A 23471-nucleotide genomic window follows, 5' to 3' on the forward strand; every position below is an offset into this window, starting at 1 on the left:
CTTTTCTTCGCCGAAGGACTTTGCCTTTTTACAATCCATTCTTCATATTGGAAAGCAGCCGCTCTGACGCTTTGGCAAGTGCCTGGTAACCTTTAATGCTGGGGTGGGCGTCGTCACAGAAGTATGAGGGGACAGCCCTGCCTGTTTCCGGATCTAGGAGTGGTGTATAAAAATCTAAAACAGGCAGGTCTTCGTCAGCGGCAAATCCTTCAGCCGCTTCCCTGAAGCTATCCAGCTCACAGCTGGCAATACCTACTTCGTCTGTTACAAATGTTCCTAAGTAAACCGGCGCCGGGAGCCCTATCACCGGGCAGATGCCGCTGTTAACCGCTTCTGCGGCCATGGCCTCGATATTTTCCTCAAATTTTTCCAGGGTATATCCCATAAAAGCGTCGTTGGCCCCACCCATGATAATCACATACGCCGGGTTAAGGCTGGTCACATCTCTTTTAAACCTCCGCCTCATCCCGCGGGTGGTGTCCCCGTTGGCGCCCATATTGGCCATATTGAGGCCCAGGGCTTTCGCACTTAGCGCGACCCAGGATTCTTCCGGCCCGAAGGGGAAACCGTAGGTTATGCTGTCCCCCAGGCAGACTATCGAATCTCTTTCTGTCATCTTATTAAAAGAACTGTAGATAAACTCCTCAAAAAGCACAAATGCAACCTGTTCCAGCGACGAGCCCCTGGCAACATGGCGGCGCGCCTCACAGACCATCACCCTGGCCGCCAGGTCATAGTCAAGCCCGCCGACGCCGGTGCCCAGGGCTGGAAAAGCAATGCTCTTAAGGCCCATCTCCTCAGCCCTTAAAAGGGCGTTCCTGGTCGCGGACCGCACCTTGTCAGCATCGGTGACAAGGTCCACGCCCATGGCCGCGGCATGAATAACATGACGCGCTTTGAGCATACCCGCGCTTGTTACTACAGCCTCGCCTACCGGGATCGGGCCTTTGGATACCGCTTCTTCTTCAATTGAAGCGCCGCCTTTTTTCTTGATCACACCGGCCACACCAGCGCTCATCGACAGCTGGCTGTTGGCCGCGTTAACTATAGCGTCAAATTCAAGTTCGGTGATGTCACCTTTGATTGATTTAATCAAGCACATACCCCCAGTCGGAGCGGTAGACGCAGATCCCCGGTAATAAAGTAATATTCGCCTGGACAGCCAGGTTTTCCTTCAGTCTAAAAATTTTTAACTTTATTCTTTAATTGCCTTTTTATGTAACCGTAAGCAAAATACAGCAGCACCAGGGCTAGCCCCACTAACGGCAGTTTTGAGTTCAGGTAACGGGCGATTGCCTGGTAATTATAGCCAAAAAACATGCCGACCATCAAATATAAAAAACCCCACCCCGCGGTGAAAATCGAGTTGTAGAACAGGAAGTACCAGAACCCGATGCGGCTTACACCCGCCATGTAAGGGGTTAAGTTGCTGAGGCCGGGAATAAAGCGCCCAAAAATAATAAAAGCCGGCGCCGAACGGTCCAGCCAGGTTTGAGCTTTTTCAAATCGCTCGGGCGACAACTGAAGGAATTTGCTGCATCGCAAAAAAAAGGGCTGCCCCAGGTGCCTCCCGATTGTATAGGCGGTTAAGGCACCGGCGCTGTAACCGGAAAACGTCGTGATAAAAGCGCTGGAAAAGTCCAGCTTACCCTGCTCGATTAAAATACCTGTTATGATCACCATAATGCCGCCGGGAAAAGGCAGGCCCATGGCCTCAATGTAAACACCGGCCAGGAGCCCGCTCAGGCCCAGCCTGGATAGAAAATTTATAATCAGGTCAAACAAAAATAGTTCCCCCTCCCGGTTATCCTGTAATAGGATACCCAGGGGTGGGAACTTTATGAGTGGTTACAGCACCCTGGCCCTACCCCTATAGATCAGTCCCCTTTGGCCGTCGACAGTGACCTCGTCGCCATCTGTCAGAATATCCGTCGCATTATCAGCGCCCACTACCACCGGCAGGTCAAACTCAAGGCAGACTATGGCCGCGTGGGAGGTTAAACCGCCCATCTCGGTTATAACAGCGCCGGCTTTTTTCATGACTGGGATATATTCGCTGTCAGTGACCGGCGCTACCAGGATATCGCCCTGCAGCACCTTTTCTAACGCCTCCGCGCCTGAGTGGGCGACCCGGACAGTACCTGTTACCGACCGGTGGCCAATGCCGGTTCCCCTCAATATGATATCGCCTACCGTGTGCACGCGGATCAGGTTGGTTGTACCTTTTATGCCAACCGGTATGCCGGCTGTGAAGACGATCAGGTCGCCGCCGTCGATTAATCCCGCGCATAAGGAGGCTTCTATGGCCTCGTCCATCATCTCGTCTGTACTGGCCCTGCCTTCAGCGTTGATTGGGTTCACTCCCCAGTTCAGCGCCAGCTTCCTCATTACAGCCGCGTGGGGTGTGACAGCCACGATAGGCGCCTTGGGGCGGTACTTGGAAACCATTTTAGCGGTGTGGCCGGACTCAGTAGATACTATAATCGCCGCGGCGCCAAGGTTCTGAGCAATAGCGCAGGTGGCGTAACTAATCGCGTTGGTAACCGTCTGCCTGTGCGTGACAGTCCCCTTTTTGCCGAGCATTTCCTCAAAGTGCAGGGCGGCCTCAGCCCGGTGGGCAATCCGGGCCATCATCTCAACCGATTCCAATGGATATTTTCCCGAAGCTGTTTCAGCGGAAAGCATTACCGCGTCAGTGCCGTCAAAAATCGCGTTGGCCACATCACTGGCCTCCGCCCTGGTGGGACGGGGATTGTGGATCATTGACTCCAGCATCTGGGTGGCAGTAACTACAGGCTTGCCGGCCAGGTTGCATTTCTCAATAATAGTTTTCTGCAGCAGAGGCACCTCTTCCACCGGGATCTCCACTCCCAGGTCGCCCCTGGCCACCATAATCCCGTCGGAGACCTTAATTATTTCATCAAGGTTGTTTACAGCCCTCCTGCTCTCAATCTTGGAAATAATATCAAGGCTGCCGCCGGCCTCTTCTACTATCTGGCGGATGGAGAGGACATCCGCGGCCTTTCTGATAAAAGAGGCGGCGATATAATCAACTTTCTGTTCAACGCCAAAAACAATGTCCTGGATGTCTTTGTCGGTTATAGACGGCAGGCTTATCGCCACACCGGGGACATTAACGCCTTTCTGGCTGGTCAACTCCCCTCCGTTCATCACAGCACACTGTATTTCCGTATCCGATGTTGATAACACCCTCATCGCTATCAGACCGTCTGCCACCAGGATCGTGTCGCCTTTGCGCACATCACCGGGCAGTCCGGCGTGGGTGATGGGGATGAGCTTTTCATCGCCCTTGACCGGCTTCGTGGTCAGTGTTACCTGGTCTCCTTCCTCGAGCCGTACAGGCTCTTCTTTAAAATAGCCCAGGCGTATTTCCGGCCCCTTGGTATCCAGCATGATGGCCACATTTTTGCCGCATTCCTCCGCTGCCTGCCGGATAGATTCAATTCGCCGCTGGTGGTCTTCGTGCGTCCCGTGCGAAAAGTTCAGACGGGCCACGTTCATCCCTGCCATCATTAATTTCTTTAGGATTTTTACACTGTCGCTGGCAGGGCCGATGGTGCAGACAATCTTGGTTCGACGCAATTGTTTCCCTCCCAAAATATGATGATTTATATTGACAAAGTAATAGCCAGGTTGCAAAGCTCATGGTCAAATGATCTTGCCTGGGACAGGGCGCTTTCTATATCCACAGCGACCAGCTCGCCCGCTTTGATACCGACCATTTTCTTAGTCTCTCCGGCCATAAGCAAATCGACAGCCCTGGCGCCCATACGGCTGGCCAGGATCAAGTCGGCCGCGGAAGGCATGCCGCCCCGCTGCAGGTGGCCCAGGATGGTGACTTTCGTATCAAAACCGGTACGCTCTTTGATCATACGGCCTACTTCGATGGCGCTCGCTGTTCCCTCGGCCACCACAATAATACTGTGGAGTTTGCCGCGGCGGTAGCCCCTTAACAGACGCTCGCACACCTCGTCGTAGTTAAAGGGGCATTCCGGCACCAGGATTGACTCGGCGCCGCCGGCCAGGCCGGCCGCCAGCGCGATATACCCAAAATGCCTGCCCATCACTTCAATGATAAACGTCCGTTCATGTGAGGTAGCGGTGTCTCTGATCTTGCTGATCGCTTCCACCGCTGTATTCACCGCGGTGTCAAAGCCAATCGTCTGGTCGGTGCCGGGTATATCGTTATCTATTGTACCGGGAACTCCAATTACCGGTATGCCGTATTCCCGGTTAAAGACGCAGGCGCCGCGAAAAGAACCGTCTCCCCCGATGACAACGATTCCCTGGATGCCGAAACGCTTGACATTTTCAAATGCTTTGGCCCTTCCGCCGGGAGTCATAAACTGTTCAGAGCGGGCCGTATGCAGGATGGTCCCGCCCCTGTGGATAATATCCGCCACTGACCCGAGGTTCATGGGGACCATATCCGCCTCAATAAAACCGTTGTACCCTCTTTTTATTCCGATAACTTCAAGCCCGTGATAGATGGCCTTGCGCACCACAGCCCTGATGCAGGCGTTCATCCCGGGCGAATCCCCGCCGCTGGTCAATAAGGCAATTCTCTGCAACAGTTTGACCTCCCGTATTTGATAGTACTTGCTGTATATATATTGCTCTTGATATAAAAAAACATTCGACACCGCTAAATGTTAACCAAATAAAGAAGCCAGGCCATAAAAACTGATGGCCTGACCCGTTTTCATTTTAAATTTCCAATGGAACGGAATTTTTCATACCTTTGTGTCATTAGCTCCTCCGTTGTCAGTTTCATTAGGTCTTCCAAAGATTCAGCCAAAGCTTTTCCCAGCATTTCCGCGGCTGCTTCGGGATCCCGGTGCGCGCCCCCCAGAGGCTCCGGTATGATTTTATCCGCCACGCCCAGGCCGTGGATGTCCCTGGCTATAATCCTTATAGCCTCGGCCGCCTCGCGGGCACGTGCGGAGTCCTTCCATAAAATGCTGGCATAACCTTCCGGTGTGATAACCGAATAAATTGAGTGTTCCTGCATCAGGATCCGGTCCCCCACCCCTATTCCCAGGGCGCCGCCGCTAAACCCCTCGCCGATGACTACCGTGATAATAGGTACTTTAAGAGTTGCCATCACCTGAATACTCCTGGCAATGGCCTCGAACTGGCCCCTCTCCTCGGCGCCTATGCCGGGATAAGCCCCCGGGGTGTCAATAAAACATATTACCGGCCGCTTAAATTTTTCAGCCTGCTTCATCAGCCGCACAGCCTTGCGGTATCCCTCAGGGTGGGCCATACCGAAATTCCTGGCCAGGTTCTCCTTGGTATCTTTCCCTTTAAGCTGGCCGACGACTGTAACGGCATGGCCGTTAAAACGGCCGATTCCGCCCGCCACCGCCGGGTCGTCGCCAAAACACCTGTCCCCGTGCAGCTCTATGAAATCCTCAAAAATGTAGCTGATATAATCATAGGTATTGGGACGCTCCGGGTGCCTGGCTATAAGCACGTGTTGCCACGAATTAAGGCTGCCGTATATGGACTCCCTGACTTCGACAGCCCTTTTTTCCAAAATGGCTATTTCAGTTGACAGGTCAATGCCTTTTTCGCTGGAAAAAGTCCGCAGCTCGTTTATTTTATTTTCGAGCTCCTGGATCGGCTTTTCAAATTCTAAAATCGCCGCCATGATTTATTTCTCCCCCTGCAGGTGTAATGCCAGAAGTTTAGCCAAAGTTTCTTTCATCTGCGGCCTGGGGACAATCTTGTCTATAAAACCGTGCTCTTTAAAGAACTCGGCCCGCTGGAACCCCTCCGGCAGTCTCTGGCGGATGGTCTGCTCAATGACCCTGGGGCCGGTAAAACCGATCATGGACTCAGGTTCGGCCAGAATAATATCGCCGAGGGCGGCAAAGCTGGCGCTGACGCCGCCGGTCGTGGGATCAGTAATCACAGTAATATAAAGCTGTCCAGCCTCGCTCAGCCTGGCCAGGGCCTCCACTGTTTTGGCCAGTTGCATCAAAGACAGTATCCCTTCCTGCATGCGGGCTCCCCCGGAAGCCGCGAATATGACAAGAGGCTTTCCGGCAGCAGCTGCCAGCTCTATAGCCCTGGTAATTTTCTCACCGACCACGGTGCCCATACTGGCCATCATGAAATTGGTATCCATAACAACTATGACCAGCGGAATATTATTGATGGTCCCTTCTCCATATACCACCGCTTCATTGAGACCGCTTTTATTACGCGCTTCAACCAACTTATTGGCGTAATCGGAAAGCTTAAAAGGGTTAACAGGTAGTATACCGGCGTCGTTCTCACGGAAACTGCCGCTGTCCAAAGTCATCTGTATCCGTTCGGAAGCGGTCAGCCTGAAGTGAAAACCACACTGACATACCTTGTAGTTTTTTAATAAATCCTTATTCAACAAGATTTCACCGCAGCGCCCGCACTTGCTCCATATGCCCTCTGGAATTTCACGGTTTTCCGACTCTGATTGGGCGGCTGCATTTTTTTGTTTGCGAAAAGCTTCTAATACCAAAAAAAGCACCCCTTAATACTCTGCATGCATTAAAATATTTATCAAACTGTATTAATAATCTCCATAGCCTCGTCGACTTCCGACTCAGGCACCAGGATTTCTACCGAGGAGGAGTCGTTAGCCTGGGGAAGACCGATTATTCTCAATTTAACTAAAAAGCCTTCGGTGGCCAGAAGCATTTTCAACCTGTTGGCTTCTCTCTTATTTGGTGCGATATATACAACCGTCCACACGTTGAAGCCTCCTCTTTATAATTTGAGGCATGCCTTTTATTTTCTACCCATCTTCGCTGTAATCCTCTTTTTTGCTGAACATAAGTATACCCAGAGCCTATGCCCTGGATACAAGTGGGATGCGGGATGTGAGAAGTGAGACATAGGATGTGAAACGTGAGACTTGGGATGTTCAAGTTTTCCGTCCTACATGGAACTTTTGAGAAATCAATAAGGAATACCCGGATTCTTATGTCCCACTACACACATCTAATGTCTCACTTGAGGGCAGACGGTTCATACGTCTGTCAGGATGCTTCCATGCCTGGTCAACAGTTCTACCTTGCCGCGTATCTTAATAGCTGAAGTATGTTCGGTAAACTGGGCGATCATAATTTCACCTTTATCCAGCTTTTCTGAATGGTGAAACTTTGTATCCTTCCCACGGGTAAGGCCGATTATGGTAACACCGTTCTCGAGCGCTTTTATTACAACGTACTCTCCGGAAGTATCTCCAAAAGTAACCGGCAATATATTCACCTCTTAAAATTTTCCAATTTTTTATCTATCTTAACATACCGGTTATGGTTTGACAAGCGCTGAGGCACGGCAGGCACGCAGCAGCACACTTTTTGCGGTCTGTTTTTATAACTCCAGGATGCTGAAAAAATCATTCTTCTTTACCTTTTTATTACCGGGGTTCTTCGCCTCTGAACTGATAACCATAGTTTCCTGCCCTGCCGCTTCAACCGTTTTTCCCCTTCCCGGGTCCAGCTGCAGCATGTTATTATTTCTTTTCACTTTAACCCTGGCCTTGCCGAGCAGCTCTTCCAGCCTCCCTATCAGCACTCCGGAGAGGTCAACGTAGAACTCTTCCCCCGCCTTGATAACTTTCTTCTCTTCTTCAAAGTGTAAAAACACAGGTGAATTACCCTTGAAGCTGCTCATGATAATTTGCACCTGGTCCAGCAGGGGTGAGCCGGCGTTCTTGATTTTCAGGTGAAGTTCTCCCTCCAGCTGGCTTTCCAGCGTGGAAATTGCATCTCCTATTATCTTTGTTTCCTCCCCGTTTTCCCTGCTCTTGCCTTTTACCACAACCACCTCGTCGATCCTGAGGGCCAGGCGGCTCTGAGCGTAGGGGCGCGGGTAAACGACGACTTCAATTGAGCCCGTAAGGTCCTCCACCGTAAGGATGGCCATGGTCTCCCCCCGGCGGGTGCTGGTTTTCTTCAAACCTGTTATCAGCCCGCCCAGCACTACCTCGCTGTTGTCAGGCAGCTCCGGCACTTCCACCGCAGTTACCGTCGACAGCATGTTCAACACTGCGCGGTATTGTGAAAGAGGATGCCCGCTGATATACAGGCCGAGGGTTTCTTTTTCGAGAGCCAGCATTTCATCCACAGGGTATTCCCCCACCTCGGGCAGGCTGATGCTTACTGAATCGCGGCTCCCGTCCATGAAATCCAGGAGCGACAGCTGCCCGTTTTCCCGCTCGCGCTGCGACTGCTGCGCCAGACCCAGGCCTGAGTCCACCGCCGCCATCAGCTGGGCCCGGCGGTACCCCAGAGAGTCAAACGCGCCGCATTTGATCAGGCTCTCCAGCACTCTCCTGTTGACGACCTTCGTGTCCAGGCGCCGGCAAAAATCAGAGTAGTCGCTGAAAGGCCCGTCCTGTTCCCTGGAACGGATGATTGACTCCACCGCTCCCATGCCGACGTTCTTAACCGCGGCAAGACCGAAGCGGACCTTACTGCCCGCCACCGTGAAGCTCTCCCGGCTCTCGTTGACGTCCGGCGGCAGGACCTCTATGCCCAGGCGCCTGCATTCTTCTATATAAGCGGATACTTTATCGGTATTGTCTTTAACCGAGGTCAGCAGGGCGGCCATAAACTGGCGCGCATAGTTGGCCTTCAGGTAAGCGGTCTGGTATGAGACCAGCGCGTAGGCGGCCGAGTGACTGTTATGGACAATAATGTCATTAGCCACAAAGTTGTGCGTCCCGTCTACTGTAAGATCATATGTCATTTCCTGTCCCGCGTGCTCAATGGAAATAATCTCGTCCCAAAGAATGTCGGAGTAAGACAGCCTGGATAATTCAGGAGATTGCAAGTAGTCGGCAACCAGCTGTAAAGTCTCGCGCCTGTATCCTTTTTTTATTTTTTTATTAACTGCCCAGAAGTTTCGTTCACTAATACCAATCTGGCGGGCAATTTCCTTTAACGATCTTTGCCCCAGTTTTTTTTCTATTTCCTTTCTTAGAAGGCTGAAAATCTCATATGGTATTAAATCATTACTGCCTCTGGCAAAAGTCATTGGCAAGCTGTTATTAATATATGGATGGTTAACAACTAATTTTGTTAAATCAGCAGCCCTTTGACCAACAAAACAAAAACCAACTAAGTCAATAAACCTTTGCAAACTGTCATAACCGGTTACATTAACAGTAAAACCTTTTTTAAGGGAACCCTTATATTTAAAACTCTTTATATGAACTGTTGATTTTATTGAAAGCCTTAAAAGCAAGTGTTGAATTTGGTAAGCAAGTGTTTCTGATGATGTCGCATAATATACCTGAGTGTTTCTGCAATCTACACAACCATCCCCGACCCACAACTTTCCAAGAAAAAAAGCAATGTCATTGTTATTAAGTTCAAAAATTTCTTCCGGAATAAACTTGTCAACTGCCTTCTTCCATTGCAGGCCCATATTGACAATAAATTGTTTCGCTTCGTTAAATTGCTTGACGCCCTTTTTTACATTAACAACATGTACTTCATACTTGTCTCTACGCTCAACAACAGTAGCTCGAGCGTTTCTAAACTGAGATAAATAATGAAGATAATCATTAAGTTCCTCTTTACTGTTTGTATAGTAGTAAAAAGTATGAGGATGACAAGTATTACCCTCGGAAAGCACATAAGCCAGTACGGCAAGTTCATGCTTAGACATGGACTTTGAGCTTTGTAAAGGCAGATAACGCGGAACGGCTATATGATCTCCTTTGTTTAATGACTTTAGCGGCTTCCACCCTTGAAAAGAAAGAAACTTATGTTTGGATGTAGCCTTAATTATTCTCCCTGTCCTTGTCCTTAACCTATAAACATCTTTTATGCCATTTTCATATATTGCCGATATTTTACCTTTTACCAGTTTCAAGTTTTCGTCAAGAGTCAAAACGGTACAAAAATCATTTGTTTCATATATCTCTTTAATTGTTTTTATTCGTCCCTCGCAGTTCACAACCTTTGTATCACCTGTTAAGCACTTATTAAAGCCATACCCCGCGAAGTATTCCATTAAGTCAAAGATCTGGCCGGCAATATTTTCGTCAATGCCATTTTTGACCGCGCCTTCCACAAACTGCGAGCGCAGACCCGCGATAATCTCCGGTTTTTTCTTGCCCATGGCCCGGCGCAGCATATCAGCCTCGCCCAGGGTAAACCCGGCCAGTTCGCTCGATATGCGCATGACCTGTTCCTGGTACAGGATCACGCCGTAGGTGTCCTTTAATATGGGCTCCAGTTTGGGGTGGAGATAGCTTGTTTTTTTAATCCCGTGTTTATTCTTGACGAAATCTTCCACCATGCCGCTGCCAAGCGGGCCGGGGCGGTACAATGCCACCAGGGCCACGATATCCTCAAACACTTCCGGCTTCAGGTCCCTCAGGATGGCCCGCATGCCGCTGCTTTCCAGCTGAAACACCCCGGCGGTTTCACCCCTGGACAGCATTTCGTAGGTTAACTTATCATCTATGGGTATCTTGTCTATATCCACCTCAACGCCGGCGCTATCAGCGATACTCTTGAGCGCGTCGCTGATCACAGTCAGGGTCCTCAGGCCCAGCATGTCCATCTTTAACAGGCCCAGCTCTTCTACCGTCCCCATGGCGAACTGGGTTGTTACCGGCCCGTCCGAAGCCTTGTACAGGGGAAGGTAATGGGTCAAAGGTTCAGGTGTGATCACTATGCCGGCGGCGTGAGTGGAGGCGTGCCTGGGCATGCCTTCAAGCGCGGCGGCGGTGTCAATCAGTTTTTTTACTTCTGCTCTTTGGTCGTAAAGTTCTTTTAATTCAGTCGCGTCATGCAGGGCTTTTTCTATGGTAATATTTAGTTCGGCCGGCACCAGCTTGGCCACCCTGTCCACATCGCCGTAGGGCATGCTCAGCGCCCTGCCCACGTCCCTGATGGCGGCCCGGGCCGCCATTGTGCCGAAGGTTATAATTTGCGCCACGTGGTCCACGCCGTATTTTCGGACCACATAGTCAATAACCTCGCTCCGCCGCTCGAAGCAAAAATCGATATCTATGTCCGGCATCGATACTCTCTCGGGGTTGAGAAACCTTTCGAACAGAAGACCGTATCTCAGCGGGTCGATATTGGTTATGCCCAGGCTATAAGCAACCAGGCTGCCGGCAGCGGAACCACGGCCGGGGCCCACCGGTATACCGTTGGTCCTGGCGAAATGGATGAAATCCCAGACTATCAGGAAGTAGGCCGAGTAGCCCATCTGTTTGATGACGCCCAGCTCAAATTCCATCCGCTTTTTGATCTCGCCGCCGATGTCGCCGTATAACCTCCGCACCCCGCGGTAGCAGAGCTCTTCCAGGTAAGTGTCGGCATTATACCCTGCAGGCACCTCGTAGTGAGGCAGGTAGTAACTGCCGAATTCCATATTTACGTTGCAGCGTTCCGCAATCTCCAGGGTGTTCTGCAGCGCCTGCGGGTATTCACCAAAAAGGAGCTGCATCTCGCCCGGGCTTTTCAGGTAAAGCTCTTCCGACTGAAATTTCATCCTGCCCGGGTCGTCCACGCTTTTGCCGGTCTGGATGGCCAGCAGCACGTCCTGGCTGCCGGCGTCCTCACGCCTCACGTAGTGGACGTCGTTGGTCGCAACCAGGGGGATACCCATCTCCCTGTGTATTTTCAGCAGTTCCCTGTTGGCTGTACGCTGTTCTGCAAAACCGTGGTCCTGCAGTTCGAGGAAATAGTTTTCCGGACCAAATATATCACGGTATTCGGCCGCCGCCTGCCTTGCTTTTTCATGATCCCCGGCCAGAATTTTGGCCGCCACCTCCCCGGCGATGCAACCGCTTAAAGCGATCAGGCCCCTGCTGCAGGCAGCCAGGACTTCCTTGTCGACCCTGGGCCTGTAGTAAAATCCTCTGGTAAAACCCTGTGATACGACTTCAAGGAGGTTGTGGTAGCCTTCCTCGTTCTCCGCCAGCAGGACCAGGTGATAAAGGTTGTCGTCTATCCTGGGGGTGCGGTCAGACATGGTACGCGGCGCCACGTAAACCTCACAGCCTAAAACGGGCTTGATCCCGGCATTCCTGCAGGTCTTATAAAATTCCACCACGCCGTGCATGGCGCCGTGGTCTGTGATCGCCAGCGCCGGCATGCCCATCTCGCCGGCTCTGGCCACCGCCTGCTTAATCCGGGCCGCACCGTCTAAAAGGCTGTACTGAGAGTGAAAGTGCAAATGGACAAACAAATGATTGACACCTCCTTTCACAAATATATTTACTTTGATTTATTATTGCATTAAGTTAAACCAGATCCGCCCATTTACCCCCGGTTACGATCTCCAGCTGCTCCATTGTAACCGGCAAGGCCGAGTGGGGCGTGCCGGCGGCGGCATAAACCACCGGGAAACGGTACATCGAATCATCAAGCAGTACTGGTATGTCTTCGGCCAGCGCCAGCGGGCACACACCACCGACCGTGTAGCCGGTAACGCGCTGGACCGTGTCCGGGTCGGCCATCCTTACCCTGGAAGCTCCCAGCAGCCTTTTCAGCTTGCCGCTTTTAATTTTATTGTCACCGCTGGCCACAACCAAGACCGGGTTTTCATCAGCCAGAAACAGCAGTGTTTTGGCGATCTGTCCTACCTCAACACCTAAAGCAGCAGCAGCCAGCTCGCAGGTGCTGGTGCTCTCCTCAAACTCAATAATTTTCAAACCTATGTTGTACTGGTCCAGGTATAGCTGGACCTTTTCGATGACGTTCAGAAAAAGACCACCCCTTTTACTCTGTAATTCATTCCTGAAAACGGTAAACATATTGACCGGATTCACAGAATTAATCAGGATTTACAGGATTGAAGCATTATTTTTTTATATTAGGATTAATATTTCAACATATTTTTACCTTAAAATTTTACTTAAAATCCTGTTAATCAGTTTAAATCATGTTAATCCTGTCAATTTGTTTAAACTATATTCCCAGCAGTGGATGTCTATTTAGCTTACCTCAGTCTCGGAAAGCCCTGCTGCCTTAAAGCCTCATACAGCACCACCGCCACCGAGTTGGCCAGGTTTAGCGACCTGGCCTCACTGATCATCGGCACCCGGATTTGAGCACCCGGGTAGCCGCCCAGTATTTCCGGCGGCAGCCCCCTGGTTTCCCTGCCGAAAATTAAAAAACCACCGGTCTCGTATGTAACTTCCGAGTAAAAACTTGAGGCTTTGGTTGTGGCGAAGTAGAACCGACCGCCTTTATAACGGCGGGCGAAGTCCGCAAAACTGTCGTGGTAAATTATTTCCACCAGGCTCCAGTAATCGAGGCCGGCCCGCTTGAGGTATTTGTCTTCAGTTGAAAAGCCCAGCGGTTTTATTAAATGGAGCGCCGTGCCGGTAACGGCACAGGTCCTGGCTATGTTTCCGGTGTTGGCCGGTATCTCGGGCTCAACCAGCACTATGTTCAAGACGGTTCACTTCCTGATGCGTAAAAACTGCAGTGATTTTTTAAACAGCATTTATAACATGACGGCTTCCTGGCAGAACAGATTTCACGGCCGTGAAAAATTAACCTGTGGTGAAACGGCATCCTTTCTTCAGGCTGGACACAGGCTGCCAGGTCCCCCTCGACCTTAACCGGGTCACGCGCCGCGGACAGCCCCAGCCTGCGGGCCACGCGAAAGACATGCGTATCGACAGGCAGGGCGCTGCCGCCATAAGCCACCCCGATGATTACACCCGCGGTTTTTCTCCCTACCCCCGGCAGCGTCTCCAGCTCACTCCTGGTCATGGGTACGCGGCCGCCGTGCGTTTGAACAATTTCCCTGGCGGATTCTATAATAAACCTGCTCTTATTGCGGTACAAACCGCAGCCTTTAATCTCTTCGGCCAGTTCCTCCGGCGTGAGGCGGGCGAAGTCCTGGGGCTTATTATACTTTTTAAACAGTCGGGCGGTAATGCGGTTAACCTGCTTATCGGTACACTGGGCCGATAAAATTGCAGCTACCAAAAGCTCGAAGGGTGTCTGGAATACCAGAGAAGTACCGGCGTCCGGGTAATATTGTGCCAGTAAGTTTAAAATCTCGGTAATTTTTTCATTTTCCGAACATTGTACATTATCTATGAATAAAACTCCTTTTTTTGAGCATTCTTAAAAAATTAACTGGTTTTTACTTCCATTTGTAAATAGTTTATCACCTGCAATATTTTTTCAAGCACCTGTTTCTTCATTTGTTAATAAAGCATATCTTTCTGGGCAATAATAAAAAAAGTCCTGCAGATAGTCCAATTATACCACGAATTTTTGGATGATAATCTCTTCTTATTTTTAAAGGAGGACAGCTTAATGTCTATATCAGTTCTTTTATTTTTTTCAGCATTAATACTGGTAATAGCAGCGGGTATTTTTTTATGGCCTGCAAGGCGTAACCGCGAGGCAAAAATTGAAATTCCGCCCCGGCCCCTGTTTATCGAGGAACCCGCTGAAGAATTGGGAATACACATCCCTGCCGCGGCAAACCGTCCGGCGCCCGTACAGCCTGATATTTACCTTCCGCACAATTACGGGATGGACCGGATGGTCCTGCTCGCCCGCGACCCGCACTGGCTGTTCGCCTACTGGGAAATTACCGCAACGAAACAAGAAGAGTTTACCGGAGCCTACGGGCCTGAGGCCTGGCATGCATCACACCCCGTATTAAGGATATATGATGTCACCGGCATCGAATTCAATGGCAAAAACGCTCATAAACATATCGATTATCACGTGGAAGAACATATTGACAACTGGCATATTGAAGTCGGGGAGCCCGACCGTTCATTTTGTGTGGACCTGGGCCGCATGTTTCCGGACGGCCGCTTTATCACCCTGCTGCGTTCCAATATCGTCACCACGCCGCGCGCATCTCTTTCAGACCGCCTGGACGAGGAATGGATGTGGATCGAAGGGCTCTACCAATCGATAGGGAGGGTTAAATACGGCACCAGCTCGCCTTTGATTATTGAGGAACTGGCCCTGAGAAAAGGCGCGCTCCCGCTTGGAATCAGTTCCCCGGGCAGCTGGAACGTTTAAAATATAGGAGTAAGGAGAATGAAAGGAGCCTGCTAATGTCAAAAGGATACCTCTGCCTTGTACTGCACGCGCACCTGCCCTATGTGCGCCACCCGGAGCACGAAGATTTTCTTGAGGAAAAATGGCTTTATGAAGCCATTACGGAAACATATATCCCGTTAATACAGGTATTTGAAAGGCTGCTGGCGGACAACGTCAGCTTTAGATTAACTTTGAGCCTGTCACCGCCCCTGCTCTCGATGCTGACCGACCCGCTGCTGCAGGAGCGCTATGTAAGGCATTTATCCAAACTCATTGAGCTGGCAGGTAAAGAAGAAGGGCGCACTTATGGAAGCCCGTTTCATCAGTCCGCATTAATGTATAAAAAACGCTTTCAGGAAGCCATGCATATCTTTTGTGACCAGTACGGCCGCAACCTGGTCAATGCTTTTAAGAAATTTCAGGACAGCGGGCGGCTCGAGATAATAACCTGTGCTTCAACACACGGGTACCTGCCTTTTATGATGCTTCAGCCTGAAAATGTAAACGCGCAGGTTAAAGCGGCGGTTGACCTGCATACGCGCCACCTGGGCAGGCCGCCGCGCGGTATCTGGCTGCCCGAATGCGCCTATGCGCCGGGAATAGACGAAATACTAAAAAGGAATGGCTTAAAGTTCTTTTTCACTGACGCTCATGGAGTTCTGTACGCGTCACACCGGCCGCGTTTCGGCATATTCGCGCCGATATACTGCCCATCCGGGGTAGCTGCCTTTGGCCGGGATATAGAATCGTCCAAACAGGTCTGGAGCAGCCAGGAGGGTTACCCGGGTGATTACGAGTACAGGGAGTTCTACCGGGACATCGGGTACGACCTTGACTTCGATTACATCAAACCATACATCCATCCCGACGGGCTGAGGACGCATACCGGTTTTAAGTATTTTAAGATCACCGGCAAAGTGGACCTTGGGCAGAAAGAGCCTTACTCCCCCAGGCGCGCGGAGGAAAAAGCAGCGGAACACGCCGGCAACTTCATGTTTAACCGGCAGCACCAAATATTGCACCTGGCAAGTCTGATGGAAAGGCCGCCTCTCATTGTAGCGCCCTATGACGCGGAGCTTTTCGGCCACTGGTGGTTTGAAGGTCCCAAGTGGCTTGAATACCTGATCAGGAAAACCGCCTTTGACCAGGATATTATCGAGCTGATCACACCCAGCGATTACCTGAGAATGTATACCTGCAACCAGGTGGCGGTGCCCTGCTCCTCCAGCTGGGGTAACAAAGGTTATCATGAGGTCTGGCTGTGCAGGGCCAATGACTGGATCTACAGGCATTTGCACATGGCGGCCGGGATGATGACGTCCATGGCCAACCGGCGCCGCGGCGCCAGGGGATTGCTCCGGCGGGCCCTGAACCAGGCGGCGCGGGAATTGATGCTGGCGCAGAGCAGCGACTGGGCTTTTATCATGAGCACCGGCACCATGGTTGAATACGCGGTGAGAAGGACCAAGACCCACCTCAACAACTTCCTCCGCCTGTACGACGAAATAGAAGGCAACAGGATCGATGAGGGTTGGCTGAGGGACCTGGAGTACCGGGATAATATTTTCCCCGATATGGATTACAACTGGTACAGGCAGTCCGCGCCTCAAGCACAGGCTGTATAACAAGCACATCTTTTTAAGTCATAACCCAAGCTTTATTCTAAAACTCTTTCTATGTGAAAGAGTTTTTTACATTTTAGCCTTAGTTTATCAAGTATTTCTTGCTTTTTTATTTTCAGTACTACTATTTTAATGATAATTATGTTGATTATCTTAATTTTGTCACCATTTACAACTTGAATTTGGATTAAAAAATATTATAGTTAACTTATATCACACTAAATATAATTAATTGCAGCATTTTTATTTTTTTAATTAATGTTTTAGTTTCCAAATACACTAACAGAAAGGGTTGTTAAAATGCGCAAAATCCTATTACTGGTAGTCTTTACCCTGGTTATGTCATTAGTTTTTTCCTCCGCGGCAATCGCCCATCAGACCAATGAGGTTATTTTCTACGGCAACAGCCAGAGTGGGTCGGTCAGTTACGGTGACCACGGTTTCGCCTGGTACCATGCTGATTCCTACAATGATGATAACAACACCGGCTCAAATGTTGACCGCTGGCGCTCCTACTTTTACAGCAAAACAAATAAGTATTTCCACCAAAAATACACCGGCAGCCTTAGTGACTGGAAATTTAAACGTGACTACAAACGGTTATTTGACCGGGACATTGAAAGGTATTTCTATGTGGACGACAATGGCGTCAGCCATTATTTCTACCTTGACCCCGACCGGGAGTATGAAGTAAAAAGCTACAAGGACAAAAAGGGCACTACCCAGTATTATTTCAAGGCTACAGGCTGGAAGTAACATCGCCTTAAGGACGGGACACACCTCTCTTACAAGCATTACCGCATGACGAGGAATGTCCCCGACTGGAATGGCGGGTTAAAACCCGCCCTCCAATGGAATACCTTCGATACACACGTCCCACGTCCCACGACCCGCGACTCAATTAATGCACCCAAACGGGAGGGCGGGGTTTGAAAACCCCGCCCTTAATAATTGCAGATATGCGCTCCTATCCTTCGTCAATGAGATTGTAAGATGAGATATAAGAGTATAGTTTTAAAGATTTCTCATGGTAAGGAATGCAGGGATATACTCACGTCTCACGTCCCACGACTAACTTTTCGACCCCGCTATTTCGTTAATCTTCTTGATGTACATGTCGGTCAGCTCTTCAGCTATTTCCATAGTGCTGCCTTCACTGAAAACCCGGCATACCGGTTCGTCAGGGTCTGGAAGCACCAGCGCCCACCCGTCCGGGTGAAAAATTTTAATGCCGTCCAGAATCTCAAAGTCGCTGGCGGGACGGTCCTGGACCAGGCGTCTGATTACTTTCCCCTTGGCTTCCCAGGGCACCGGGACATCGCGGCTGTCCATAAAAAACAGCGGTATTTCATCCACCAGGGCGGATAATGTTATTTCATGCCTGGCCATGTAAGCAAAAATGTTTACCAGGGCCGACAGCGCGTCGAAATGAAGGAAAAACTGCGATATGCCTGCCGGCGCGTCTTCCTGTGCCAGGACCTTATCCAAAAAATCCTGGAGCGCAGTTTTTGTCCGCACTACTTTGCCCCGGTATTGTTCAGCGAGCGATTCGATAACCCTTGGAGCGGTAACCGGCACCACCACCGGCCCGGACTGTCCTTTCAGGATAATCAGGGATATCAGGACTGTCAGCAAGTTATCCTTAATCACCCGGCCTTTTTCATCTGTTAAAATTAAGCGGTCCGCGTTTGGATCCAGGACCGCGCCGGCATCGGCGCCGCTTTCAACTACCGTTTGAGCCAGTGCGGGCAGCATCTCCTGGCAGCTGCTCCAGCTGTAAAACCCCCCGGTTCCCGCCGGGCGAAAATCCTCGGCCGCAAAGCCCAGTTTATCCGTAAGGCCGCCAACATATTTTTCAAGGTTCGGCCTGTCATAACCAAGGATTAATTTAAAACCCGCCCTGCTCATAACAGCGTCATCCAGTCCTTCACAGACCGCTGATATATACTTGTCATATACTTTGGCAACCGCTTCAGGAGGATGCAGTCGGCCCGCTTCAGACCGGGGAAAATCCTCCCTGGCCAGCGCGTTTTCGACCTTCCTCTCCAGGTCCCTGGAGATATTCCCGCCCCGGGCGTTCATAAAAACCATAACCAGTTTATCAGGGGAGTCCTGTGATACCTTTACGTGTATGCCGGCCTTGCATCCCAGGGACCGAACGGCGTAACGGCTTTCCGGCGTAATGCTGCCGCCCAGGTCCAGGACCTGTGTCCCCACTGACTGGGCGCCGCTGATCAGCGCTTCCTTAATCATGGCCGAGGCCGTATAGCTGTCACTGCTGACGGCCAGGCGCGCGCCTGAACCGGTTACCGACCCGAAGGCCGCGCCGATCCTGGCCGCAGTTTCAGGGGTAATTTCCACGTTGACCAGTCCTGAAATACCTTCAAAACCAAAAATCTTTTTAGGAAAAACTGTCCCCCAGATCACGCTGCGGTGGACTGTGGCCCCTGTCTCCACCAGTTTGTGCGGCCATAGTTTTACATCAGGCTTCAACTGGCTGTTTTCGCGAATGATCGAGTCGTCTCCGACAACGGCTCCCTCGTAAATACCCGCCTTGGCCTGCACCTGCACCCTGCTGCCGACAACCGCGCCGCGCAGGGCGGCGCCGCTTCCCACAAAAACATTGTTCCAGAGGACGCTCCTCTTTATAGAAGCGCCCCTCTGCACGAGACAGCCGCTGCCCAGGATAGTATAGGGATCTATTTTGGCGCCGGCGCCGATCTGGCAGTTCACACCGATTAAAGCCGGCCCTTTTACCACGGCGGCTTTATCGATAAAAGCGCCCTCCCCCACCCAGACTTTTTCTAAAATCTCTTTACCAGGCATATTTATTTTGACTTTGCCGGAAAGGATGTCATGGTGCGCCTCGAGGTACTGCTGGAGGTTTCCGATATCGCACCAGTAGCCCGGCAGGACCATGCCAAACAGGGGCTTTTTCTCCCTGAGCAACAGCGGAAACAGATCCTTGCTGAAATCAAACTTCTGCCCCGGCGCGAAGTAATCAAGGGCTTCCGGCTCCAGAACATAGATACCCGTGTTCACCGTGTCGCTGAAAACCTCTCCCCAGCCCGGCTTTTCCAGGAATTGAGTTATTTTCCCGTCCTCTGATGTTATCACCACTCCGTATTCCAGCGGGCAGTCGACTCTGGTTAAGACCAAAGTGGCAATAGACCCCTGCTCTTTATGAAATTCCACCGCCCTGGACAGGTCAAGGTCGGTCAGGGCGTCCCCGCTGATAACCAAAAAAGTTTCGTCCAGAAACGAAGCCGCGTTCTTTACGCTCCCGGCCGTGCCAAGAGGTGAATCTTCAACGAAATAGTGCAAATTCACACCGTGTTCCGAGCCGTTGCCGAAGTGGTCCCGTATTGCTTCGGGCATGTACTGGAGGGTTACCCCGATATCTGTAAATCCGTGGTCCTTCAAAAGATCAATTATATGGCCCATGATCGGCCTGTTCAAAACCGGGACCATTGGCTTTGGCCTGCCGCAGGTAAGAGGCCTTAAGCGCGATCCCTCGCCGCCGGCCATAATGACAGCCTTCATACCGAAACCTCCATCACAAAATTAATTTCTAGGAGTACCTGGTCAGCATCCGGTTAAAGCGCCCGAAAAAACCGGACTGCCTCTCCGGCGCTTCCCATACGGCAGTACGGTTGGCTTTCAGCACTTCTTTATAGACCGAGATCGTTTGGCGGGCGATGTTCTGCCAGTTAAATTCATCCACAACCCTTTTATAGGCGTTTTCCTTGAGCTGTTCTCCGATCTGGGGCTGCTTTAAAAGGGCCAGGATATTACGGGCGAGAGAATGGCTGTTGCCGGTGCGGACCTTAAGCCCGTCTATTCCCTGCCTTACAATTTCGCTGATGCCCCCGCAGTCGGAAACCACAACCGGGGTGCGGGCGGCCATGGCCTCCAGAGCTACAATGCCGAAAGGCTCGTACAGGCTTGGGAATACCGCCACATCTGACCAGCTGTATAAACTATTCCTGACTTCATCGTTAATATACCCGGTAAAATATACCCTGTTTGCTATTCCCATAACTTCAGCCTGCTGTTTCAAGGCATTCAGGTAGGGGCCTTTTCCCGCGATGATAAATTTGGTCTGGGGGTAATGCGATAATATTTCAGGAGCCGCGTCCAGCAAAACCTGGACACCTTTTTCTTTAACCAGCCTGCCCACATAGAAGATAATTTTCTCGTCTGGAGCAGCGTAAAAACTGCGGCTGGCTTTATCGCTTTTTGTCTGAAAGTTTGCCACATTTACACCGTTTGGTATTACCGCCACCTTGTCCTGCGGCAGCTGAAAAACGTGCTTGACCTCCCCTTCCATGAAACGGCTGCAGCAGATTACCTTCCAGGCCTCATAAGTTAGCCACCATTCAATATCGCTGATATGTCTCTGGGTATCATTGTGCAGGCCGTAATTGCGGCCGTATTCGGTGGCGTGTATGGTCACGACCAGGGGCATCCGCCCGGCGTGCTTGATGGCCCTGGCCGCGTAAGCCACCAGCCAGTCGTGGGCGTGCAGGATATCAAAGCTGCGTATATCGGCCAACAGCGGGATGGCTCTTTCCAGCAGGGCGACGTTAAACTGCGCCACCCAGGTCACAAAGTCGGGTGAAGACACCTGGTAGGGTTCCACCCTGTAGACCTTAACCCCGTTTACCTGTTCATACGGCGGCGCTCCTTTTTCACCGGCCGTGACCAGGTGCACTTCCACCCCTTGCCCAGCGTACTCATTCGTCAAATCGTACACGTGCTGGGCCAGTCCTCCGACACTTTTTGGCGGGTATTCCCAGGATAACATTAAAACTTTCACGCAAGCGGCCTCCTATTCCAGCTTTATGAAAAATACTCAGGTATGGTTTATCTGATATCGACAATAACAAAAATCCCCACCGGGCTAATGGCAGGGATTGTACCTTTTAATATCGCTGGCCCCCGTTGTGGATCTCAAAGCTCCAGTTGAACCCGTTGTTGTTGTCCCAGTGCTCGGCTCCGTCTTTAAAACAGAAGTTGAATCTACCTTCAGTATCCGGCATTTCAACATCGCTCACCCAGCCCCAGCCTGTTTTCTCCATCGGGATGTTCTGCACAGCCCGCCACTTGTTATGCGCTCCGAACCCGTAGTGGAGATAAACCTGCCCGCTCTCTTTTCCCAGCAGCCCGTCATAAAAAACCGTGACTTCCTCACCAGCGGTAATCGGCGTCGGGTCAACCACAACCCCGCCAGGGTAATCAGCCTTGTGCATGGCCCGCAGTTTAGCTTCCCCCTGACCGAACCTGGTTGGATTAGCCATACGGCCCCACCTCCTCGGTTATGGTATAAATAGGTTTTTATTTACATTAGTATGGTTTTTCCGCAATTTTTTTATACAAAACAAATTTTTTTTATATAAATTGATAAATAAAACAAAAAAGGACACCTCCTCTTGTGATAGGGATGTCCAAGGTTTTATAAATAATCTCCGTGGTGTTAAATCACCAGCGTTTGGGCCGCACATGAGTAGTAAGCTGTAGGGCGGGATTTATCCCGCCATCCGGTCGAGGACATTCATTGACTCTGGCTACCGCCCCAAACGGGCATTGACTTCCTCCAGGAACTGCCGGGTATTGACCATTCTCTTTTCCCCTTCCGCCAGTACTGCCAAATCTTTGGTCATTATCCCTTCTTCTATGGTGTGCACGGCTGCTTGTTCCAGTTCACAGGCAAATTGCTCCAAACTGCCCGCGCCGTCCAGTTCACCTCTTTTTCTAAGCGCGCCTGTCCAGGCAAACAAAGTGGCCACCGGATTGGTTGAGGTTTCCGCGCCTTTGAGGTGCTGATAATAATGCCTGGTCACTGTCCCGTGGGCAGCCTCGTACTCATAATGGCCATCCGGCGAAACCAAAACCGAGGTCATCATGGCCAGGCTGCCGAAAGCAGTGGCCACCATGTCCGACATCACGTCGCCGTCATAGTTTTTACAAGCCCAGATAAAACCGCCCGGGCTTCGGATCACCCTGGCCACGGCGTCGTCTATTAAAGTGTAAAAGTATTCTATTCCCGCATCAGAAAATTTCTCGTTATACTCTCTATCATAGATATCCTGAAAAATGTCTTTAAAATTGTGGTCGTATACTTTGGAAATGGTGTCCTTTGCGGCAAACCACAAATCCTTCTTCTGGTCCAGAGCGTAGTTGAAGCAGGACCTGGCGAAACTCTTGATGGACTTGTCCATATTGTGCATGGCCATGACGATACCGGGGCCGGCAAAATCGTGGACCACCTCCCTGGACTCCCGCCCGTCTTCACCAGTAAAAACTAATTCCGCCCTGCCTTTTGCCGTAATCTTCATTTCAACACCCTTGTAAACATCGCCGTAAGCGTGCCTGGCAATAGTGATGGGCCTTTCCCAGGTCTTTACAAAAGGCTTGATGTTTTTCACAATTATTGGAGTGCGGAAAACCGTCCCGTCCAAAATTGCCCTGATCGTCCCGTTGGGGCTTTTCCACATCTGCTTCAGGTTATATTCCTTTATCCGCTGGGCATTGGGGGTAATAGTGGCGCACTTGACCGCCACACCATATTTTACAGTGGCCTCAGCAGCTTCCACCGTAATCCGGTCATCTGTTTCATCCCTCTTTTTCAGTCCCAGGTCATAGTACACTGTTTTCAAGTCTATGTAAGGCGTCAGCAAGATGTCTTTGATCTGCTGCCAGATAACTCTGGTCATTTCGTCGCCGTCCATCTCGACCAGGGGAACTTTCATTTGGATTTTTTCTGCCATATAATAACGTCTCC

Annotated in this window: 19 protein-coding genes and 1 pseudogene; 3 read left to right on the top strand and 17 right to left on the bottom strand. The window is 50.8% G+C overall.

Annotation, left to right across the window (positions count from 1 at the left end; all coding sequences use genetic code 11):
- Nucleotides 1-28 precede the first annotated feature (28 nt).
- The 13 genes and pseudogenes from ACOBQJ_RS07415 to nth form a co-directional block, all read right to left on the bottom strand.
- Nucleotides 29-1096 (bottom strand): macro domain-containing protein, encoded by a 1068-nt coding sequence (locus ACOBQJ_RS07415; protein ID WP_421071103.1) that lies wholly within the window; start codon nucleotides 1094-1096, stop codon nucleotides 29-31.
- Between the two features lie 83 nt (nucleotides 1097-1179).
- On the bottom strand, nucleotides 1180-1785 hold the full coding sequence (locus ACOBQJ_RS07420) for a DedA family protein (RefSeq protein ID WP_421071104.1): 606 nt from the start codon (nucleotides 1783-1785) through the stop codon (nucleotides 1180-1182).
- Between the two features lie 63 nt (nucleotides 1786-1848).
- Entirely contained in the window at nucleotides 1849-3603 is a 1755-nt protein-coding gene (gene pyk / locus ACOBQJ_RS07425) for a pyruvate kinase (RefSeq protein WP_421071105.1), read from the bottom strand.
- Nucleotides 3604-3629: 26 nt separating this feature from the next.
- The gene (gene pfkA, locus ACOBQJ_RS07430; protein WP_421071106.1) at nucleotides 3630-4592 is read right to left on the bottom strand and encodes a 6-phosphofructokinase; all 963 of its coding nucleotides are present in this window, start codon (nucleotides 4590-4592) and stop codon (nucleotides 3630-3632) included.
- A gap of 131 nt (nucleotides 4593-4723) precedes the next feature.
- A complete protein-coding gene (locus tag ACOBQJ_RS07435; protein WP_421071107.1) occupies nucleotides 4724-5674 on the bottom strand; it encodes an acetyl-CoA carboxylase carboxyltransferase subunit alpha in 951 nt (316 codons plus the stop codon).
- A gap of 3 nt (nucleotides 5675-5677) precedes the next feature.
- Nucleotides 5678-6526 carry an acetyl-CoA carboxylase, carboxyltransferase subunit beta gene (gene accD, locus ACOBQJ_RS07440; RefSeq protein WP_421071108.1) on the bottom strand — a complete coding sequence of 283 codons (849 nt, stop codon included), beginning with the start codon at nucleotides 6524-6526 and terminating at the stop codon, nucleotides 5678-5680.
- A gap of 41 nt (nucleotides 6527-6567) precedes the next feature.
- Complete coding sequence (locus tag ACOBQJ_RS07445; protein ID WP_421071109.1) at nucleotides 6568-6759, bottom strand: glutamate decarboxylase; 192 nt, start codon at nucleotides 6757-6759, stop codon at nucleotides 6568-6570.
- A gap of 276 nt (nucleotides 6760-7035) precedes the next feature.
- A complete protein-coding gene (gene mtrB / locus ACOBQJ_RS07450; RefSeq protein WP_421071110.1) occupies nucleotides 7036-7269 on the bottom strand; it encodes a trp RNA-binding attenuation protein MtrB in 234 nt (77 codons plus the stop codon).
- Nucleotides 7270-7383: 114 nt separating this feature from the next.
- Nucleotides 7384-8763: an OB-fold nucleic acid binding domain-containing protein gene (locus tag ACOBQJ_RS07455; RefSeq protein ID WP_421071178.1), complete on the bottom strand. Its 1380-nt coding sequence runs from the start codon at nucleotides 8761-8763 to the stop codon at nucleotides 7384-7386.
- Nucleotides 8758-12228: pseudogene (locus tag ACOBQJ_RS07460) on the bottom strand (DNA polymerase III subunit alpha); the annotation flags it as partial. The pseudogene ACOBQJ_RS07460 and the gene ACOBQJ_RS07455, both read right to left, overlap by 6 nt.
- Nucleotides 12229-12283: 55 nt before the next feature.
- On the bottom strand, nucleotides 12284-12811 hold the full coding sequence (locus ACOBQJ_RS07465; RefSeq protein WP_421071111.1) for a YbaK/EbsC family protein: 528 nt from the start codon (nucleotides 12809-12811) through the stop codon (nucleotides 12284-12286).
- Between the two features lie 170 nt (nucleotides 12812-12981).
- Nucleotides 12982-13440, bottom strand: a complete 459-nt coding sequence (trmL, locus tag ACOBQJ_RS07470; protein ID WP_421071112.1) for a tRNA (uridine(34)/cytosine(34)/5-carboxymethylaminomethyluridine(34)-2'-O)-methyltransferase TrmL — start codon at nucleotides 13438-13440, stop codon at nucleotides 12982-12984.
- Nucleotides 13437-14096 carry an endonuclease III gene (gene nth / locus ACOBQJ_RS07475; RefSeq protein ID WP_421071179.1) on the bottom strand — a complete coding sequence of 220 codons (660 nt, stop codon included), beginning with the start codon at nucleotides 14094-14096 and terminating at the stop codon, nucleotides 13437-13439. The genes trmL and nth overlap by 4 nt, the downstream gene beginning before the upstream one ends.
- Nucleotides 14097-14318: 222 nt before the next feature.
- On the opposite strand from nth, the gene ACOBQJ_RS07480 reads away from it, so the two are divergent.
- The 3 genes from ACOBQJ_RS07480 (at nucleotide 14319) to ACOBQJ_RS07490 (ending at nucleotide 17443) form a co-directional block, all read left to right on the top strand.
- Nucleotides 14319-15044, top strand: coding sequence for a DUF4912 domain-containing protein (locus tag ACOBQJ_RS07480; protein ID WP_421071113.1), 726 nt, complete (start codon nucleotides 14319-14321; stop codon nucleotides 15042-15044).
- Between the two features lie 35 nt (nucleotides 15045-15079).
- Nucleotides 15080-16690, top strand: coding sequence for a glycoside hydrolase family 57 protein (locus ACOBQJ_RS07485; protein WP_421071114.1), 1611 nt, complete (start codon nucleotides 15080-15082; stop codon nucleotides 16688-16690).
- A gap of 297 nt (nucleotides 16691-16987) precedes the next feature.
- Nucleotides 16988-17443 (top strand): hypothetical protein, encoded by a 456-nt coding sequence (locus ACOBQJ_RS07490; protein ID WP_421071115.1) that lies wholly within the window; start codon nucleotides 16988-16990, stop codon nucleotides 17441-17443.
- Nucleotides 17444-17758: 315 nt separating this feature from the next.
- On the opposite strand, the gene ACOBQJ_RS07495 is transcribed toward ACOBQJ_RS07490, so the two are convergent.
- From ACOBQJ_RS07495 to ACOBQJ_RS07510, 4 genes are all read right to left on the bottom strand, one after another.
- Entirely contained in the window at nucleotides 17759-20230 is a 2472-nt protein-coding gene (locus ACOBQJ_RS07495) for a sugar phosphate nucleotidyltransferase (protein ID WP_421071116.1), read from the bottom strand.
- A gap of 28 nt (nucleotides 20231-20258) precedes the next feature.
- Nucleotides 20259-21506: a glycosyltransferase family 4 protein gene (locus tag ACOBQJ_RS07500; RefSeq protein ID WP_421071117.1), complete on the bottom strand. Its 1248-nt coding sequence runs from the start codon at nucleotides 21504-21506 to the stop codon at nucleotides 20259-20261.
- A 106-nt stretch (nucleotides 21507-21612) separates the two neighbouring features.
- Complete coding sequence (locus ACOBQJ_RS07505; protein ID WP_421071118.1) at nucleotides 21613-21987, bottom strand: carbohydrate-binding protein; 375 nt, start codon at nucleotides 21985-21987, stop codon at nucleotides 21613-21615.
- 267 nt (nucleotides 21988-22254) lie between these two features.
- The gene (locus ACOBQJ_RS07510; RefSeq protein ID WP_421071119.1) at nucleotides 22255-23457 is read right to left on the bottom strand and encodes an NADP-dependent isocitrate dehydrogenase; all 1203 of its coding nucleotides are present in this window, start codon (nucleotides 23455-23457) and stop codon (nucleotides 22255-22257) included.
- Between the last annotated feature and the right edge of the window lie 14 nt (nucleotides 23458-23471).

Origin of the sequence: Pelotomaculum propionicicum (genome assembly GCF_048984525.1) — a bacterium.
GTDB lineage: Bacteria > Bacillota > Desulfotomaculia > Desulfotomaculales > Pelotomaculaceae > Syntrophopropionicum > Syntrophopropionicum propionicicum_A.

Bases quoted from the DNA above. Each gene is read 5' to 3' on its own strand.
- ACOBQJ_RS07455 (WP_421071178.1), bottom strand. From the start codon at position 8,763: ATGACATATGATCTTACAGTAGACGGGACGCACAACTTTGTGGCTAAT.
- ACOBQJ_RS07480 (WP_421071113.1), top strand. From the start codon at position 14,319: ATGTCTATATCAGTTCTTTTATTTTTTTCAGCATTAATACTGGTAATA.
- ACOBQJ_RS07495 (WP_421071116.1), bottom strand. From the start codon at position 20,230: ATGAAGGCTGTCATTATGGCCGGCGGCGAGGGATCGCGCTTAAGGCCT.
- ACOBQJ_RS07505 (WP_421071118.1), bottom strand. From the start codon at position 21,987: ATGGCTAATCCAACCAGGTTCGGTCAGGGGGAAGCTAAACTGCGGGCC.
- ACOBQJ_RS07490 (WP_421071115.1), top strand. From the start codon at position 16,988: ATGCGCAAAATCCTATTACTGGTAGTCTTTACCCTGGTTATGTCATTA.
- ACOBQJ_RS07435 (WP_421071107.1), bottom strand. From the start codon at position 5,674: ATGGCGGCGATTTTAGAATTTGAAAAGCCGATCCAGGAGCTCGAAAAT.
- ACOBQJ_RS07510 (WP_421071119.1), bottom strand. From the start codon at position 23,457: ATGGCAGAAAAAATCCAAATGAAAGTTCCCCTGGTCGAGATGGACGGC.
- ACOBQJ_RS07485 (WP_421071114.1), top strand. From the start codon at position 15,080: ATGTCAAAAGGATACCTCTGCCTTGTACTGCACGCGCACCTGCCCTAT.